Annotated in this window: 15 protein-coding genes and 1 tRNA gene; 7 read left to right on the forward strand and 9 right to left on the reverse strand. The window is 40.7% G+C overall.

Going from position 1 to position 14,351, the window contains the following annotated elements; genetic code table 11:
- The first annotated feature begins 383 nt into the window (after nt 1-383).
- From ffh to TOL9009_RS0118405, 4 genes are all read left to right on the forward strand, one after another.
- Nucleotides 384-1,847, forward strand: a complete 1,464-nt coding sequence (gene ffh / locus TOL9009_RS0118390) for a signal recognition particle protein (protein ID WP_029634084.1) — start codon at nt 384-386, stop codon at nt 1,845-1,847.
- A gap of 185 nt (nt 1,848-2,032) precedes the next feature.
- Entirely contained in the window at nt 2,033-2,293 is a 261-nt protein-coding gene (gene rpsP / locus TOL9009_RS0118395) for a 30S ribosomal protein S16 (protein ID WP_029634085.1), read from the forward strand.
- Nucleotides 2,256-2,702 (forward strand): KH domain-containing protein, encoded by a 447-nt coding sequence (locus TOL9009_RS0118400; RefSeq protein WP_029634086.1) that lies wholly within the window; start codon nt 2,256-2,258, stop codon nt 2,700-2,702. The genes rpsP and TOL9009_RS0118400 overlap by 38 nt, the downstream gene beginning before the upstream one ends.
- A gap of 144 nt (nt 2,703-2,846) precedes the next feature.
- Nucleotides 2,847-3,788: a PhoH family protein gene (locus TOL9009_RS0118405; protein ID WP_029634087.1), complete on the forward strand. Its 942-nt coding sequence runs from the start codon at nt 2,847-2,849 to the stop codon at nt 3,786-3,788.
- A 30-nt stretch (nt 3,789-3,818) separates the two neighbouring features.
- Here TOL9009_RS0118405 and TOL9009_RS0118410 read toward each other — a convergent pair whose 3' ends face one another.
- The 6 genes from TOL9009_RS0118410 to TOL9009_RS0118435 form a co-directional block, all read right to left on the reverse strand.
- Entirely contained in the window at nt 3,819-4,277 is a 459-nt protein-coding gene (locus TOL9009_RS0118410) for a hypothetical protein (RefSeq protein WP_029634088.1), read from the reverse strand.
- Between the two features lie 226 nt (nt 4,278-4,503).
- Entirely contained in the window at nt 4,504-5,058 is a 555-nt protein-coding gene (locus TOL9009_RS0118415; RefSeq protein ID WP_029634089.1) for a protoglobin domain-containing protein, read from the reverse strand.
- 217 nt (nt 5,059-5,275) lie between these two features.
- A complete protein-coding gene (locus TOL9009_RS39680) occupies nt 5,276-5,977 on the reverse strand; it encodes a roadblock/LC7 domain-containing protein (RefSeq protein WP_038296426.1) in 702 nt (233 codons plus the stop codon).
- Between the two features lie 161 nt (nt 5,978-6,138).
- Complete coding sequence (locus TOL9009_RS0118425) at nt 6,139-6,672, reverse strand: GTP-binding protein (protein ID WP_029634091.1); 534 nt, start codon at nt 6,670-6,672, stop codon at nt 6,139-6,141.
- On the reverse strand, nt 6,672-7,544 hold the full coding sequence (locus TOL9009_RS0118430) for a DUF4388 domain-containing protein (protein WP_029634092.1): 873 nt from the start codon (nt 7,542-7,544) through the stop codon (nt 6,672-6,674). Before TOL9009_RS0118430 ends, TOL9009_RS0118425 begins: the two co-directional genes overlap by 1 nt.
- A 615-nt stretch (nt 7,545-8,159) precedes the next feature.
- Entirely contained in the window at nt 8,160-10,166 is a 2,007-nt protein-coding gene (locus TOL9009_RS0118435; RefSeq protein WP_029634093.1) for an FAD-dependent oxidoreductase, read from the reverse strand.
- A 493-nt stretch (nt 10,167-10,659) separates the two neighbouring features.
- On the opposite strand from TOL9009_RS0118435, the gene TOL9009_RS0118445 reads away from it, so the two are divergent.
- Complete coding sequence (locus TOL9009_RS0118445) at nt 10,660-12,255, forward strand: SDR family NAD(P)-dependent oxidoreductase (protein ID WP_029634094.1); 1,596 nt, start codon at nt 10,660-10,662, stop codon at nt 12,253-12,255.
- A 270-nt stretch (nt 12,256-12,525) separates the two neighbouring features.
- On the opposite strand, the gene TOL9009_RS0118450 is transcribed toward TOL9009_RS0118445, so the two are convergent.
- On the reverse strand, nt 12,526-12,792 hold the full coding sequence (locus tag TOL9009_RS0118450) for a FitA-like ribbon-helix-helix domain-containing protein (RefSeq protein ID WP_029634095.1): 267 nt from the start codon (nt 12,790-12,792) through the stop codon (nt 12,526-12,528).
- A gap of 120 nt (nt 12,793-12,912) precedes the next feature.
- The gene (locus tag TOL9009_RS0118455) at nt 12,913-13,113 is read right to left on the reverse strand and encodes a hypothetical protein (protein ID WP_144238272.1); all 201 of its coding nucleotides are present in this window, start codon (nt 13,111-13,113) and stop codon (nt 12,913-12,915) included.
- Between the two features lie 170 nt (nt 13,114-13,283).
- Here TOL9009_RS0118455 and TOL9009_RS0118460 point away from each other — a divergent pair, with 170 nt between their 5' ends.
- Entirely contained in the window at nt 13,284-13,685 is a 402-nt protein-coding gene (locus tag TOL9009_RS0118460) for a hypothetical protein (protein ID WP_190909774.1), read from the forward strand.
- A gap of 86 nt (nt 13,686-13,771) precedes the next feature.
- Nucleotides 13,772-14,152, forward strand: a complete 381-nt coding sequence (locus tag TOL9009_RS0118465) for a hypothetical protein (protein ID WP_029634098.1) — start codon at nt 13,772-13,774, stop codon at nt 14,150-14,152.
- 114 nt (nt 14,153-14,266) lie between these two features.
- Here TOL9009_RS0118465 and TOL9009_RS0118470 read toward each other — a convergent pair.
- Nucleotides 14,267-14,351, reverse strand: a tRNA-Ser gene (locus TOL9009_RS0118470).

The raw sequence follows: 14,351 nt of genomic DNA on the forward strand, positions 1-14,351 counted from the left end.
TGGGTCATTTGGTGCTTGGATAAATTCAAAAGTGGGGGAGAGCGATCGCACTTACTACTGGAAATGTCTGTTGTTAGGAAATCCATAAATTGTATTAATCATAACTCAACATATATTGTGATATAGAAATGTTACATTACTTTGGGCATCGGGCATTGGGCATTGGGCATTGGTAATAATTCTTTTTTTTTCCCCATTCCCCCTCTTCAAATCCCCATTCCCCTTTAAAGTTGGGGGAGTGCGGGGTACTAGGTATTCGGTAGCTACAGACGGAATGAAAACCACTAAGCTGGTAAATAGCACCTGAAAATACCGGAAGTTAAACAGTGGCACCCAAACACTATTGCTAGCTTCCTTGTCGGCTAATTACCTGTAACCAAATTATGTTTGATGCTCTATCTGACCGTTTAGAAGCTGCCTGGAAGAAACTGCGAGGACAGGACAAGATTTCCCAATCCAATATTCAAGACGCCTTGAAAGAAGTGCGTCGCGCTTTGTTGGAAGCAGATGTCAATCTTCAGGTAGTCAAAGATTTTATTGCCGGAGTCGAGGAAAAAGCTCAGGGAGCCGAGGTAACTGCTGGCGTGCGACCTGACCAACAGTTCATTAAAATTGTTTACGATGAGCTGGTGCAGGTGATGGGGGATGTGAATGTTCCCTTAGCACAAGCTGAAAAATCGCCCACCGTTGTGCTGATGGCTGGGTTGCAGGGAACTGGTAAAACCACAGCCACAGCTAAGTTAGCTTTACATTTACGTAAATTAGAACGTAGCTGCTTAATGGTGGCAACAGACGTGTATCGTCCAGCAGCTATTGACCAGTTGATAACACTGGGTAAGCAAATTGACGTGCCAGTCTTTGAACTGGGAAGCGATGCCGATCCAGTAGAAATTGCCCGTCAAGGTATCGAACGCGGTCGAGCCGAAGGTGTTGATACAGTGATTATCGATACTGCGGGTCGCTTGCAAATCGATGAAGAGATGATGGGAGAGTTAGCCCGCATCAAAGAAGTAGTCCAACCACACGAAACGCTCTTGGTGGTGGACTCAATGACCGGTCAAGAAGCGGCAAATCTCACCCGCACCTTCCACGAGCAAATCGGCATTACTGGAGCGATTCTCACCAAACTTGATGGCGATAGCCGTGGTGGTGCGGCTTTATCAGTGCGGCAAATTTCCGGGGCACCGATTAAGTTTGTCGGTGTGGGTGAAAAAGTCGAGGCTCTCCAACCATTTTACCCTGAGCGGATGGCATCGCGAATTCTGGGAATGGGCGATGTTCTGACGCTGGTAGAAAAGGCTCAAGAAGAAATCGACTTGGCAGATGCCGAGAAAATGCAGGAGAAAATCTTATCCGCAAAGTTCGATTTTACTGACTTTCTCAAACAGCTGCGCCTGCTGAAAAACATGGGATCGCTGGGTGGTATCATCAAGATGATTCCAGGGATGAACAAGCTATCAGACGATCAGCTAAAGCAGGGAGAAACACAACTCAAGCGTTGTGAAGCAATGATTAACTCTATGACCAAACAGGAACGCCACGATCCTGATTTGTTGGCAAGTTCTCCCAGCCGACGTCGGCGAATTGCGGGTGGTTCTGGTTATAGAGAACCCGATGTGAGTAAGTTGGTAGCTGATTTCCAAAAAATGCGATCGCTCATGCAACAAATGGGTCAAGGTGGTGGTATCCCAGGTATGCCCGGTATGTTCGGCGGTGGTGGTATGGGCAACCCCTACCCAGCAGGCAATCGTCCCCCCGCCCCAGGATGGCGAGGTTATAATACTGGTGCTGCAACTGCCAAAAAGAAAAAGAAGGATAAAAAGAAAAAAGGCTTTGGTAATCTTTAGGATATGGGGCATGGGGCAATGGGCATGGGTAATTCCCCCTTGTCCCCAATCCCCAGTCCCCAGTCCCCAGTCCCCAGTCCCCATTGACTCATGGCAGTTAATGCTAGGCTAGTGCTAAAATTAGCATTCCAACATCAACAACCTACAAACTCATAGGTCACGCATAGGAGAATATTTTCTCAATCATGATTAAACTGCGCTTGAAGCGATACGGAAAAAAACGGGAAGTAAGTTATCGTATTGTCGCTATTAACAGCCTCGCTCGCCGCGATGGTCGTCCTCTAGAAGAACTTGGATTCTACAACCCCAGAACCGATGAAGTCCGACTCGATGTTGACGGTATCGTGAAGCGACTGCAACAAGGCGCTCAACCAACTGACACCGTGCGTAGCATCTTACAAAAAGCTAATGTTTTTGAACAGCTCAGTGCAAAAGCCGCATCATAACGACGAAACAAAATCGAAGACAGCCAGTCCTGACTACGTTAGGCTGGTAAAGTTTTTAGTGCAGCCGTTTTTGGAATCTCCGCAGTCTTTGAGCGTCGATTGTGAAATTTCTCACATCCTCAAACGAATTTGGATTCGCATAGCCTTTGACAGTTCAGATAAAGGAAAAGTGTTTGGTCGCGGAGGACGTAATATCCAGGCGATTCGCACGGTTATTGCCGCAGCCGCCGAAACAGCTGGACAATCAGTATACCTAGATATCTACGGCAGTAATGCCCAAGGTCGAGAAGGTATGTCTTTTGATGAAGACTCCGAAGAGCGATTACCAGCACCCAAATCGAGACCAAGAGAAGGAAACGACTCACCAAGACCTATTGTTAAACCCCGCGTCCGATCTAGTTTCGACTAGGAAGTAATTTATCCCCAAAATTATATTTAAGGTCGTGTGGCTTGCCATGCGACCCTAAATTAAGTAGCCTTACTCCGATTATTGCTGAGGAGGATGTCAAAAAGAACAATTCCTCACACATTAAGAAATAAGTAGGTAGATGCCTTGCCAATTCAACTGCAAAATATCGAGAGCGCGATCGCACTAGCGGGACAACATGAAGAAAATCTCAAAACCATATCCAGGCAAACAGGAGCTAACCTGGTGCTACGGGGACAGGAATTACACATTGCTGGTACAGAAAAACAAATTGATTTAGCTAGTCGATTAGTGCGATCGCTTGAAAATTTGTGGACTCAAGGTAATACCATCACTAGCGCCGATATTTTAACAGCTCGTCAGGCTTTGGATAGCGATCGCGAAGAAGAATTACACGAGTTGCAGCGAGATGTTCTTGCCAGAACTCGTCGCGGAGAAGAAATCCGTGCCAAAACTTTTCGTCAGCGACAGTACATTAACGCTCTACGTCAGCGAGACTTGACATTCTGCGTCGGTCCTGCTGGTACTGGCAAAACTTTCCTCGCTGTTGTCGTTGCTGTGCAAGCACTTCTGTCCAACGAATTTGAAAAACTTATTTTAACTCGTCCTGCCGTCGAAGCCGGTGAAAAACTCGGCTTTTTGCCTGGAGACTTACAACAAAAAGTAAATCCCTATCTCCGTCCACTCTACGACGCCATCAATGAATTTATCGATCCCGAAAAAGTACCGAATTTGATGGAACGCGGTGTAATAGAAGTTGCACCCCTAGCCTACATGCGGGGACGCACTCTCAATAACGCTTTTATCATTGTAGACGAAGCTCAAAATACCACACCATCTCAAATGAAGATGGTTTTGACTCGTTTGGGGTTTCATTCTCGGATGGTAATTACAGGTGACATAACACAAACCGATTTGTTACCTCACCAAGAATCTGGATTAACGGTAGCGTTACGTATTTTAAAAGATGTTCAAGGCATTTCCTTTTGTGAATTTTCTCAAAAAGATGTCGTGCGTCATGCTTTAGTTCAACGAATTGTCGCTGCTTACGAACAACATGAAAAATAGTTAGTGGATAGTAGTTAGTTGTAGCAATTCTCAATTCAATTGAGTAAACTCAAATACATCGTACTCACCACCGCGAAGCACAGATTCAACGTGTTTTCCTTGCAAGCGCTTACCAAGGGTTTGCTCTAATACTCCCCAAACAGCCCCAAGGGTGTAAGTACATTTACGGTCTGAACCTAAAGCTTCCCCGGCAGAACATAAAGTTTCCGAAGTGTAAACTTTGATAACATCTGCTTGAGCTTCGATACGGTTAATGATGCATAAACAAGTGCCTTCTTTACCTAAAGCAAACCTAAGTTTTGAGGCAATATCGTCTAGAGACAAGTTTGCGACTAAACCTAACTCTTGTGCTAAATGTTTACCACGACTGCGACCGGCTGCAATTAAAGCGATCGCTGTTGCTTTTTCACCCAAAGCATCTTCCATGCCGACAATTGCCGATTTGAAACAAACTATACTGCTGAAATCTCCAAGTGTTGGGCGTAACATAAAAGATTCTTCTACAAATTATTTTTTTATTTGTATAGCCTCAGGTTTTCAGCCTGAGGACTAAGTGCTGTGTCAATACGGTTCGGTTAAGCTAAAAAAACAAAAATTTGTAGGTTGGGTTGAGGAACGAAACCCAACATTTCCAAGGCTTTGTTGGGTTTCACTTCGTTCAACCCAACCTACAATTTCTACAATTTCCCTTAACCGAACCGTATTGAGTGCTGTGTTACATCGCTTTTGCACCACTAGCAATTAAGCGCCTAAATAAAGCCTCTGACCAGCCAGTTTCATTAAGTACAGCCGTCGAAGAAACTACTACATAAGCTTGCTCAATAAAAGCCAAATCAATCATGCAAATTCGGGCAAGAGACTCTTTGAGGTCTTCGCTTTTACCATCATTTTTTAAGCGTTTACCTACCTGATGAATTACCGTTGCCATCGCTGGCACAACATGCTGAGGTCCAATGCCGATGCGGACGTGAATTAGACCAATTTTCCAACGGCGATCGGCATAGTCATTTCCCCACTCATCCATGCCTGTAAACATCTCATAAAACCACTCAATAAACGTTTCCCGCAAACGATGAATCCGCCCTTCACTAGCGTGTAAAATCTCATCCATTTCTGGGTCGCGCCCAAGATAAGCATAAAAGTGGTCTGCCATCTCTGGAGCAATTTCTACTCCCCAGCTTGCCTCAGATTTTAGTAGAGCTTTGTCCTCATCTGTAAAGCCCATACGCTTTTCCATTGTGGACATAAAGGAGTGTGGTTCTAAAGCCATTATTGCGTTTCTCCTAAGATTAATAAAAACCAACTTTTTTGATTACAGTAGACCCAGACCTGATAAATCATCAGATTCAATCTAAGAAAACTTTCCTCATTTTTTCTTTTATGTTGTTGCAATTAAAGTTACAAATTAGTTGTAAATTAATCATGGCAACTTAAGAGAGAAAATCGGCAATCCACAAATCTGAATACGGGTTGCTTTGTGTCATTAGCTAACCAAGCAAAGGTGCTATTCTGCTAACGGCTCGTTTGATTTCTAGAAACAACAAGCCTTGTTTGACTGATGCATTAGCCAGAACTAATAAAACAGCGTCACCACTACAGCCAACCAAAACTCCATAACCTTTCTCACCTTCCACCACAATCCGCTCAACGTTACCGCGAGCTAGTTCGCGTCCGATGCGTTCACCCAAAGAAAGCATAGATGCAGACATTGCGGCGGTACGTTCGTCGTCCATACCTCCTGGTAAAACCGAAGCTAAAGCCAACCCATCAGGACTGACTAAAGCTGCGCCTTGAACCTCAGAGGTGCCGCTGACAAAGTTTTGCAGTTCGTCTTGTAGCATCGAAGTGTTAATCATGACTTTTTTCTCCAAAATTATTGGTAAATCTACTTCCGTGTTTTCCGTACTTATTGGTGACAGAGATTTTGTAATTAGGGGTAATGTTTCAGTATTTTCGGTAGTTGTCGGTAAGGTCGTATTCTCAGTTATTGGCAATTTTGATGCATTTTCCGTTTTTTCCGTACTTATTGGTGACGGAGATTTTGTAATTAGGGGTAATGTTTCAGTATTTTCGGTAGTTGTTGGTAAGGTCGTATTCTCCGTTATTGGCAATTTTGATGCATTTACAGACTTAGTAGGCGTTTTCTGAAATGCCTCTGCCAATAGCTTCAGGATTTTGCCTAGAGGCATAAGCGGTAAACTGCTTATTGCAATAGAGTTATTTCCATGACATAGGTTTCGATAATTTACTACCAAGGTAAAGTTAAAAGGAAAACGCTAACAAAAGCAAGAGTCCTTTTTTACTTTTGGCATTCTTTTTTTTGCATTTACTTTGTTTGTTAAAGTTGATGCTAGCGAGATTTGGCTAATTCTAAAACGATCGCCATTAATGCTTCTTTTATTGAAGCTATTTCGGTAGCATTTACAGCTATGAAAGGGGGTCGAGTAGATTCATCCACAAAGCCCAAAGCTAACGCTACATCTTCTAATTCCCAAGCATCCGCGCAATCAGTATGAGTCACCCCAATTAAATAAGGAATTTGCACCCTTTCATTCATAAATTTGAAAATTTTGCGACCATAACGGAAATGATCGGGACGGTGTGCAGCTACTAACAGGATGTAAGCTTGAGCTTTACTAATTAGGATGTCCCACATAAAGTCAAATCGCGTTTGTCCTGGTGTCCCATAAAGATGCAGTGATTGATTGGCTGCTATGGTTATCTGCCCAAAGTCCATAGCTACTGTAGTTTTAGCTTTCAGTTCTGCTAATTCATCGGTAACTTTCTTGTCCGTGTCAACAACATCAATTTCACTAATTGTGCGAATCAAACTTGTTTTTCCTGCACCTACGCCACCTGTAATTACTATGCGTAGGATTTCCATTAAGCTTTACTCCTTAAAAAGCCGACTAAATTTTGTAAAAATGCTGTACTTAGCTTCAGCATGTTTGGTTCTGGGACTTTTGTTTGCCCACAAATAGAGGGGTTTACTTGAGTTTCATCCATCGGGTAATTATTTAGTTCAGGTGTACATTGGTGGAAAGAAATTTCTTCTACCAAACCTGCAAGCATTAGTCGAAAAGCAGCTTGCTGAACTCTTAGTGTAGGTTGATTGAGTTGAAAAGCGATCGCACTTAAATCAACAGTTCCATTTGCAAACTCCCACACTTGCCACTCGAAAGGATTCAAGCGAAATTGTGGTTTGTTTTGTGTAATACTATTAATACCAGAACTGATATCTGGAAGCACATCAGCTAATACTTCCCAGTTTTTCAATGCTCTCAAAGCCATCAGTGCTACTTCAGTTGCTCTTAGGCTTAATCCTGTCATTTCTGTCCAAGGTAAAGTAGCCTTGCTATCAAGTTTAAATACACCAGTTTGAATTTCAAACAGTTCCCGAACTTGTTGCAGTTGACTGGCAAATAATAAGTTAAGTTGTTCCGCACTCAGCAATCCTTCAGTTTTAAACTCTAAACCCAAAGGTGTTCCTGTAGCACTTCTAGAAATATTTTCTCTTTGCGGGTTACACCACTTCCTTTTAATTATCTTAGATACTAATTCCTGACCATTTAAGCGATTAGCCGCAGCCACAATACGCCCTTGGCGGAACCAAATATAGTAATGTAGGGATTTAGATCCAGCAGCATGAAGGTCTGGTAAAGTACATACACTCAAGCAACCTGATTTTCGCCCTTGGTCAATCAATTGGAACAATTCCGCTAAGGAAAAATCCGTAAAAGAACTAGATAGACTCATTAGTTCAAAAACTGTAAATAGGAATTTATTGGAAATAGCACCCTAAAAATATTTTTACTCCAGTGCCAAGAAAGGAGGTTTCTTGTGTCGTTCGCGGACTGTATGGTCACAAGAGAACCACCAGCCGATTCAAAAGCAAGTTTTATGACTTTAGTTTAAAGCTACTTGTCTTTTATCTGTAGCACCCCTTAGAAGCATAAGTATATGGTTAAATTATGAAAATAAGTAATTCTACAACCACTAAATGATTCAAATCAGCCTACAAGAATAAATACGGCATTATTTCAGAAATTTAAGTATAAAATAATACAAAAATTTCTGATTTCCTTAATGAACCACAATCATGAAGACTTACTTGCCTAAAACTTCAACAACAGCAGTGAGTAAGTATCATAGGGGAAAATTCAAATTATTTTAGCTATGCTTGCTTCTCTGTAACTCAATAAATTAGATTGCGTAGTTATGTTTATGTTTAGTTACTTGCTGATTTGTTAAGTTTAATAAAGAAAATATAATTGTTGTAAGATACAAGGGTGTGCAACACCCTACGTATCTTTTGAAAAATCAAATATGAGTCCTCTATCAACTAACAACCATCAACCATCAAGCAACCAATCACTTCCAATCTTCCCAATTTTCATTAAAAATTGAGGTATCGGGGAAAGCAGTGGGATTGCCATTTTGTTGTAAGAGACGTTTGACGGCTTCGAGTTGCGGTTCTGGTTGCGGCAAATTGTCTACTAGTTGGTAAGGTGCGATCGCATTTTTCAAAGCAAAGGCAGTAATAGTTCCCGCAGCTGCACCAGCCGACCATTCAAATGAGTGTACTCGATATGCAGCGGCAGCAATGTGGCTGGTGGCAATACTTTTGCCCCCAACTAGCAAATTGTCGATTTTCTGGGGAATCATCGCTCTCAGGGCTATTTGGAAGGGATAAGCTTGTCCGGCGCCGCGTCTTTCACCCTCACGTTCTTTATTACCGGGTGCTTCGGCTGGACTGTTCACCATGCAGGGATGGAAATCTATCGCGTAGTGACCGATACCTATAGCATCAGGGAAAATTGTTGAACGAGTCCGCCGCATAGCGTTTTGTGCGGGGGTTTGTCCGGAAAGTACTGAAGCAGCTTCTAAACCTGAAAGTGCTGCTCGTAACCGACGATACTCTTTATCTCCCAGTGTTGTTGCGTAATACGGATCGCTGTAATCGCGGCGAGAAATATCGATTTCCCAAATTGTAAAGCCTGCGGGTTGTCCCCAACTAGGACGCCCGATAATTCTTCGTCCTTCCCGCATGTAAGGATATTTCGATAAACCATGCACTGTCCCCATCGGGGAATTTAGCCCAGAAAGAAAGCGGTTATTGGGTTGCGGCTGTTTCGTCCCATCTCCTAATTGCGAATCTGTCGTCCCGGCTACTAACCAGTAATAATATCCAAGGGCATTTTCTTCAGCTTTGCGTAAAGCGTCTGTCCGCAATCCACCCAGCCAACCTCCTGGCTGCAACTGCCCGCTAGCTTGCAATTGTTGACGCGAATAGATTAAATTATCTTGGGCGGTTCCTGGGCGATAATCGTTACCCCAAGTCCAGTTTTGCATGGAGATGTCCCCAGGTGCGGGATTTGTAAACTTGACTCCGCCAAATTGTCCAGCTTCTCCCGGTTGGGGACTCCAGATGCGACGATAGGTAAAAACTAAGGGAAAGCTTGCTAAACGCTTTAATTCATAACTGTAATATGGGGAATATTGCTGATAAAATGAAGGCATTGTTTGCGGTTGCGGGTCTTTGGTTGCCTCCATTGCAAAGGTGTAGGTAAAGCCTTGAGTACAATATTGGTCATTTGTGGCACTAGAGGAAGAAGGCTCTAAGTAAGTGCGATCGTCAATACCCAAACGGTAAGGAACATCAGCAAGAGCAATAATTTCGCCGGTTTCGCTGGTGTCTACAACGTACCAGTTAGGTGCATTGTTACCAGGTTTACTTCTTTGCTTGGGGACGAAGCGAATGATGTTTTTAGTGAACTTAGATGTATTTTCGTAGCGATAAGCGTCTTCGATGCTTTGAGATAAAGTATAAGTGTTGAGCGGTGTAGAACCAGTTGGTTTGTGTTCGATCGCGATCGCACTATTAATGATTTTGCGATCGCTACTAAGTTCCAAATCCTTAATTACGGTGTTGGGAAAAAATTGTAACTTGCCTTTACCGCGTTTTTCCGCATCTTTGAGCAGAGAAGTGAGGATTTCATGTCCATCACGGGGAAGAAAGCAAGAATCGCTTACCCAGCAGTTACCAGGGTTAAGTTTGCCATATTTCTTCTCAATCCGGTTTCGCAATTCGAGATAACCGCGAGAATAGAATTGTTTAGCACGTTGCGTTGGACGTTCATCTAACGCAGATGTTCCTTGAGAAGAAATTTGTCCCCCCAACCAATCGGTAATTTCTGTCTGACAAACTGTGCGACCAGCGAGTAAAGCTTCGTAAGCTGTCGCAACCCCAGATAATCCACCACCAACAACCAAGATTTCACAATTTACAGTTTTGTCTGGGTTTCTGGGTGGTGTAGCGCTCGCACCATAAGGTGCGAGAATGGTAGATATTAAGGCAAGGCTGATAAAACGCTTCATACTTTGGTAAATCCGTTCAACTCCTGTGTCACCATTTAGACGCTAACACTTACCAAATGTTCATCTCAACCTTTTTTGAAAAAAATTTGTTTGGTGATGGTGTGAGCGATCGCTCTTTATCCTCAAGGTAGACTGTACCCACTGTCAAAATTTGAATTGGGAATTGCTGACTGCAAACTCTTATTTTTAGGGGGGAAAGTGAAAAGCTACCCTGTGATAGTATTATTAGATTCTGTTATTTAAACAGTAAATTCTCTGGAAAACCTAAGTAACCAAACAAAATTAATTACAGTCATTGCGACGCAAGGAAGCAATCGCAAGTGCTGGGATTGCTTCTCCTGTCGGAGACGCTCCGCGAACATTTCGCTTTGCTACATTCGCTTCGGACATTGTGTAATTAATTATGTTTACCTACTTAACTAGAAAGTGAATAAGATACATTTTAATCAAGATTGGCAACTGGTTGTGAGTAAATACTGAGAAATAGTCAATTATGCAAGTCTGTCTAGTTACAGGTGGTAATTCCGGTGTAGGTTTAATGACGGCTGTAGGTTTAGCCAAATTAGGTAATCATGTATTTATTGCATGTCGTTCAGCAACTAAAGCAGCAAAAGCTATAGAATACATCCGGCAAACTACTCTTAATCAAAATGTGGAATTTTTACCACTTGACCTAGCTTCTTTAGATTCAGTTCATAACTGTGTCAGACTATTCAATGACAAAAATTTACCGTTGCATATATTGGTCAATAATGCAGGTATATTTAACCGCAGAGGTACAACAAAAGAAGGGTTTGAACTAATTTGGGGAACTAACTATTTAGGTCACTTCTTGCTCACTTATTTATTACTAGAAAAAATCCAAAAATCTGCACCTGGTCGCATTATCATGATCTCGTCAGATTTAGCATTATATCCAAGTGGTATTAACTGGGATTTATTAGTAAAAAGAACACCGTTAAATTTTCTAAACCTGTATGCGATTTCTAAACTCTGCTTATTGCTATTAACCCAAGAACTTTCTCAACGATTAAATAATTCTCAAGTTACTGTTAACGCAATTCATCCAGGTTTTGTGCAATCAAATATTACTATATGGCATCGCCTCAGTAAATATTTAGGTTTAGGTCTTTCCCCGGAAGCTGGAGCATATAGTACTTTGGTTTGTACTACTTCCCCAGACTATCAAAATATTAGTGGAAAATTTTTAGATAGTCATAACAAAGAAATTTCATTACCTCAAATAACAGAAAATCAAGAAATATTACAGCAATTATGGGAACGTAGTTTATTATGGACTGGTTGCAATCAACAGCAGAATTTGCAGGAAATTACTTATGATGAAACTGATGGCATTTGGGGACCAAATTCTCTCAATTTAAGCAGCAATGAACTGGCTGATATTACCAAAAATATTTTAAATAAAGTCTTGCCAATATTGCCAAAAAGAATAATCTTTACTCAGCTATTATTAGCATTGATTAAATTTGATTTGGGGTCTTTTTCCATTATAATAGTTCAACTTTTAAAAAAATCTTTTCACATGGAGAGACATTTAGACTCACCCATAATTTTGCAATTATGTCACAATAAGAGCTTATTAGAAAAGCTGACTGAACATTTAGGAGAGAATTTAGTATTATGGCGATCGGAACTATGGGTAAATTATCCAAGTCAACAATTAATTCCTTTTTGGCATCAAGATTCTTATCCTAAATTACTTAAAGGGGATGGTAAAACTATCCATGCTTATATAGCTTTGACAGAAGTTAATGAATATAATGGTTTTGAGTATATACCTAATACTTACTTTAAAAATTGTCAGATAAAAGTAACCGATCCTTTTAGTGGTAATCACTTTTTTGAGATACCTGATGAAGTTGCAAAAAAAGCTATTCCTGTAGTGTTACGTCCTGGGGAATTTGTGTTATTTACTGATAATCTTGTACATCGTTCTATACGTAATCAAAGTGGTAAAGTACGACTTTCTTTAACACTTAGGTTAACTCAGCCTGGGGTAGAAATTTTACCTGGTTATACATCTAATTATCACAAACCCGTGATTTTACAATCCGAAAAAAAAAGCTAAGACTAACTTAGCCGTACCATTACCTTGGTTAATGCGTCGATGATATAGCGATTCCCACATTCATGAGGTACAGAATATTGAATTAACCGCTTCGGAAGATAGATAAACGCCGATGGACGCAGATAAATTTGTACCTCAGCAGACTAGGAAACGCTATAGTTGTGGTTAAGATGGTTTATTTGGTTGTTTGAATATTTCAATTGATCGGCATTTTAATTCAGGACAAGAGCGGAACCTCAAAAGCATCCACGACGCACCTAAAAGGAGTAGTCATCTATCGCGATCTTCTCGGATCATAGCAGTGCTATCGAGCCATTCGATATCAGTCCGACGATTTTCACGACGTTGACGAATTTCCTCTAAAACTTTTGGGATATTTTGTCGCTTTTGTTCTTCTGTTTCTTGTGCTTGAGTTGTTAAGACTTGTTCTAACAAAGTGATAACTTGGGCATTTATTGAACGGTGCTGAGATGCAGCTAACTCTTGCAGCTTTGCATACAAATCATCGGGTAAATTTCTGACATAAAGGGTAGCCATTGGTTGACCTCCAAGCAGGATTTATCCTTTATGCTAGCATGATGCAAGCCAAAAATAAAGACGAGGCGATCGCGCAAATTATTTGTCTGTGCGATCGCTAAATTGTTTGTTGGGTGTAAATTACATAGACGGAGCGAAGTTCCCGCTACCATTGACTAAAATTAATTTCAAACTTTCCCAACCAGGTTTTGTATAGTATTCAATTCTCTCACGCAACATTGTTCCTAGTTCAGATACAGATATCTTCTTACCCTCAAATTGTACTTGCTTGTAAATTTTGAGTACATCAATATAAACAAGACCAATTACAAGTGTAGACACTAATGCTAAGAAGTAAGTAATTGCTACTTCAAAAACGGTATATGGAAGTATTATCACGTAAGATTAAATTTTCCGTATGATCGCCCAGGATTAATTCTTACCATTAATTGTATAAAGAATACATGCTATTCATAGCAGTAATTAGCCAACTATTTTTATGGGGTAAAACAATGTTTTTGCGTTTTGCGTATATTGGACTATCGTTGTTATCGATTGCTATAACTTTTTATGTGAAAGCTCAACTTGAGAAATTTCTGGAAAATAATACAGCGATCGCTAATGATAAATCTTTAGAAGAATATAAATCTATTGTGCGGCTTAATATGTATGGAGCGCTAGCTCAAATCATTATATTTATTAGTGCGTTTGGTAGTTGCGTTGCCTATATTGTTACTCAAGGTTTTACAGGAGTATTTTCATTATTTATGTTGGGGTTTGCGGTTAGTTTCATGAAACAGATAAGCCAGCTTGAGGAAAAAGCGCGATCGCTTACTTGTGCAACCACCCAACTAGACCGTCAATACAAAAATATTTCTCATGTTTGGAAGAAAAAAGCTCTCCCAGATTTCTAATTTTTTCGCAAGATTTAGATTAGAGCAATTAGATTTCTACACTTCAAAAATAAAAATTTAATTGAGCAATATAAATTTAACAAATCATGACTAGTAAAACACAACAAATATCAGATTACCGAAAAAAATTATCTTCTGCCTACCGTGCAGTCTATGCAGTTGGAGTTTTGAATATTTTTCTGGGGATATTAGCATTTGTTGCTGGCAATAAATTCAGCGAAGCAACGATAATAGGAATTCTCTTTTTTACTTTTGGTTTACTTTACTTACTTTTGGGTTTTTTCGTACAGCGTAAATCAAAACTTGCTTTGTTAATTGCTGTAGGTTTTATGCTTCTAAATTTATTAACTGGTATTTACAATATGATTCAAACTGGTAAACCAGTAGGTTTGATTATTCCCATCGTATTCTTTAGCCAAACATGGGAAGGATTTAAAGCTATACAAGTATTAAAACGAGGAACTTAAAGCTATAGGTTCGGTTAGCCGTACTTAAATCGAAAGCTGTTTCTGTCCAATAAACTTTCACTCTGGCAGTCCAAATTTTCTGCGTACTTCTTGAACCTATTACAAATAATCAAACGGAGAGGGTGAGATTCGAACTCACGGAACCTTTCGGCTCACTCGATTTCAAGTCGAGCGCATTCGACCACTCTGCCACCTCTCC

Source organism: [Scytonema hofmanni] UTEX 2349 (assembly GCF_000582685.1).
Classification (GTDB): domain Bacteria; phylum Cyanobacteriota; class Cyanobacteriia; order Cyanobacteriales; family Nostocaceae; genus Hassallia; species Hassallia hofmanni.

Coding starts and splice junctions, on each gene's coding strand:
- TOL9009_RS0118415 (WP_029634089.1), bottom strand. CDS start 5,058: ATGGCTTTAGAACCACACTCCTTTATGTCCACAATGGAAAAGCGTATG.
- TOL9009_RS0118410 (WP_029634088.1), bottom strand. CDS start 4,277: ATGTTACGCCCAACACTTGGAGATTTCAGCAGTATAGTTTGTTTCAAA.
- TOL9009_RS0118450 (WP_029634095.1), bottom strand. CDS start 12,792: ATGGCTACCCTTTATGTCAGAAATTTACCCGATGATTTGTATGCAAAG.
- rpsP (WP_029634085.1), top strand. CDS start 2,033: ATGATTAAACTGCGCTTGAAGCGATACGGAAAAAAACGGGAAGTAAGT.
- ffh (WP_029634084.1), top strand. CDS start 384: ATGTTTGATGCTCTATCTGACCGTTTAGAAGCTGCCTGGAAGAAACTG.
- TOL9009_RS0118460 (WP_190909774.1), top strand. CDS start 13,284: ATGTTTTTGCGTTTTGCGTATATTGGACTATCGTTGTTATCGATTGCT.
- TOL9009_RS0118425 (WP_029634091.1), bottom strand. CDS start 6,672: ATGGAAATCCTACGCATAGTAATTACAGGTGGCGTAGGTGCAGGAAAA.
- TOL9009_RS0118400 (WP_029634086.1), top strand. CDS start 2,256: ATGTTTTTGAACAGCTCAGTGCAAAAGCCGCATCATAACGACGAAACA.
- TOL9009_RS0118445 (WP_029634094.1), top strand. CDS start 10,660: ATGCAAGTCTGTCTAGTTACAGGTGGTAATTCCGGTGTAGGTTTAATG.
- TOL9009_RS0118435 (WP_029634093.1), bottom strand. CDS start 10,166: ATGAAGCGTTTTATCAGCCTTGCCTTAATATCTACCATTCTCGCACCT.
- TOL9009_RS0118465 (WP_029634098.1), top strand. CDS start 13,772: ATGACTAGTAAAACACAACAAATATCAGATTACCGAAAAAAATTATCT.
- TOL9009_RS0118430 (WP_029634092.1), bottom strand. CDS start 7,544: ATGAGTCTATCTAGTTCTTTTACGGATTTTTCCTTAGCGGAATTGTTC.
- TOL9009_RS39680 (WP_038296426.1), bottom strand. CDS start 5,977: ATGCCTCTAGGCAAAATCCTGAAGCTATTGGCAGAGGCATTTCAGAAA.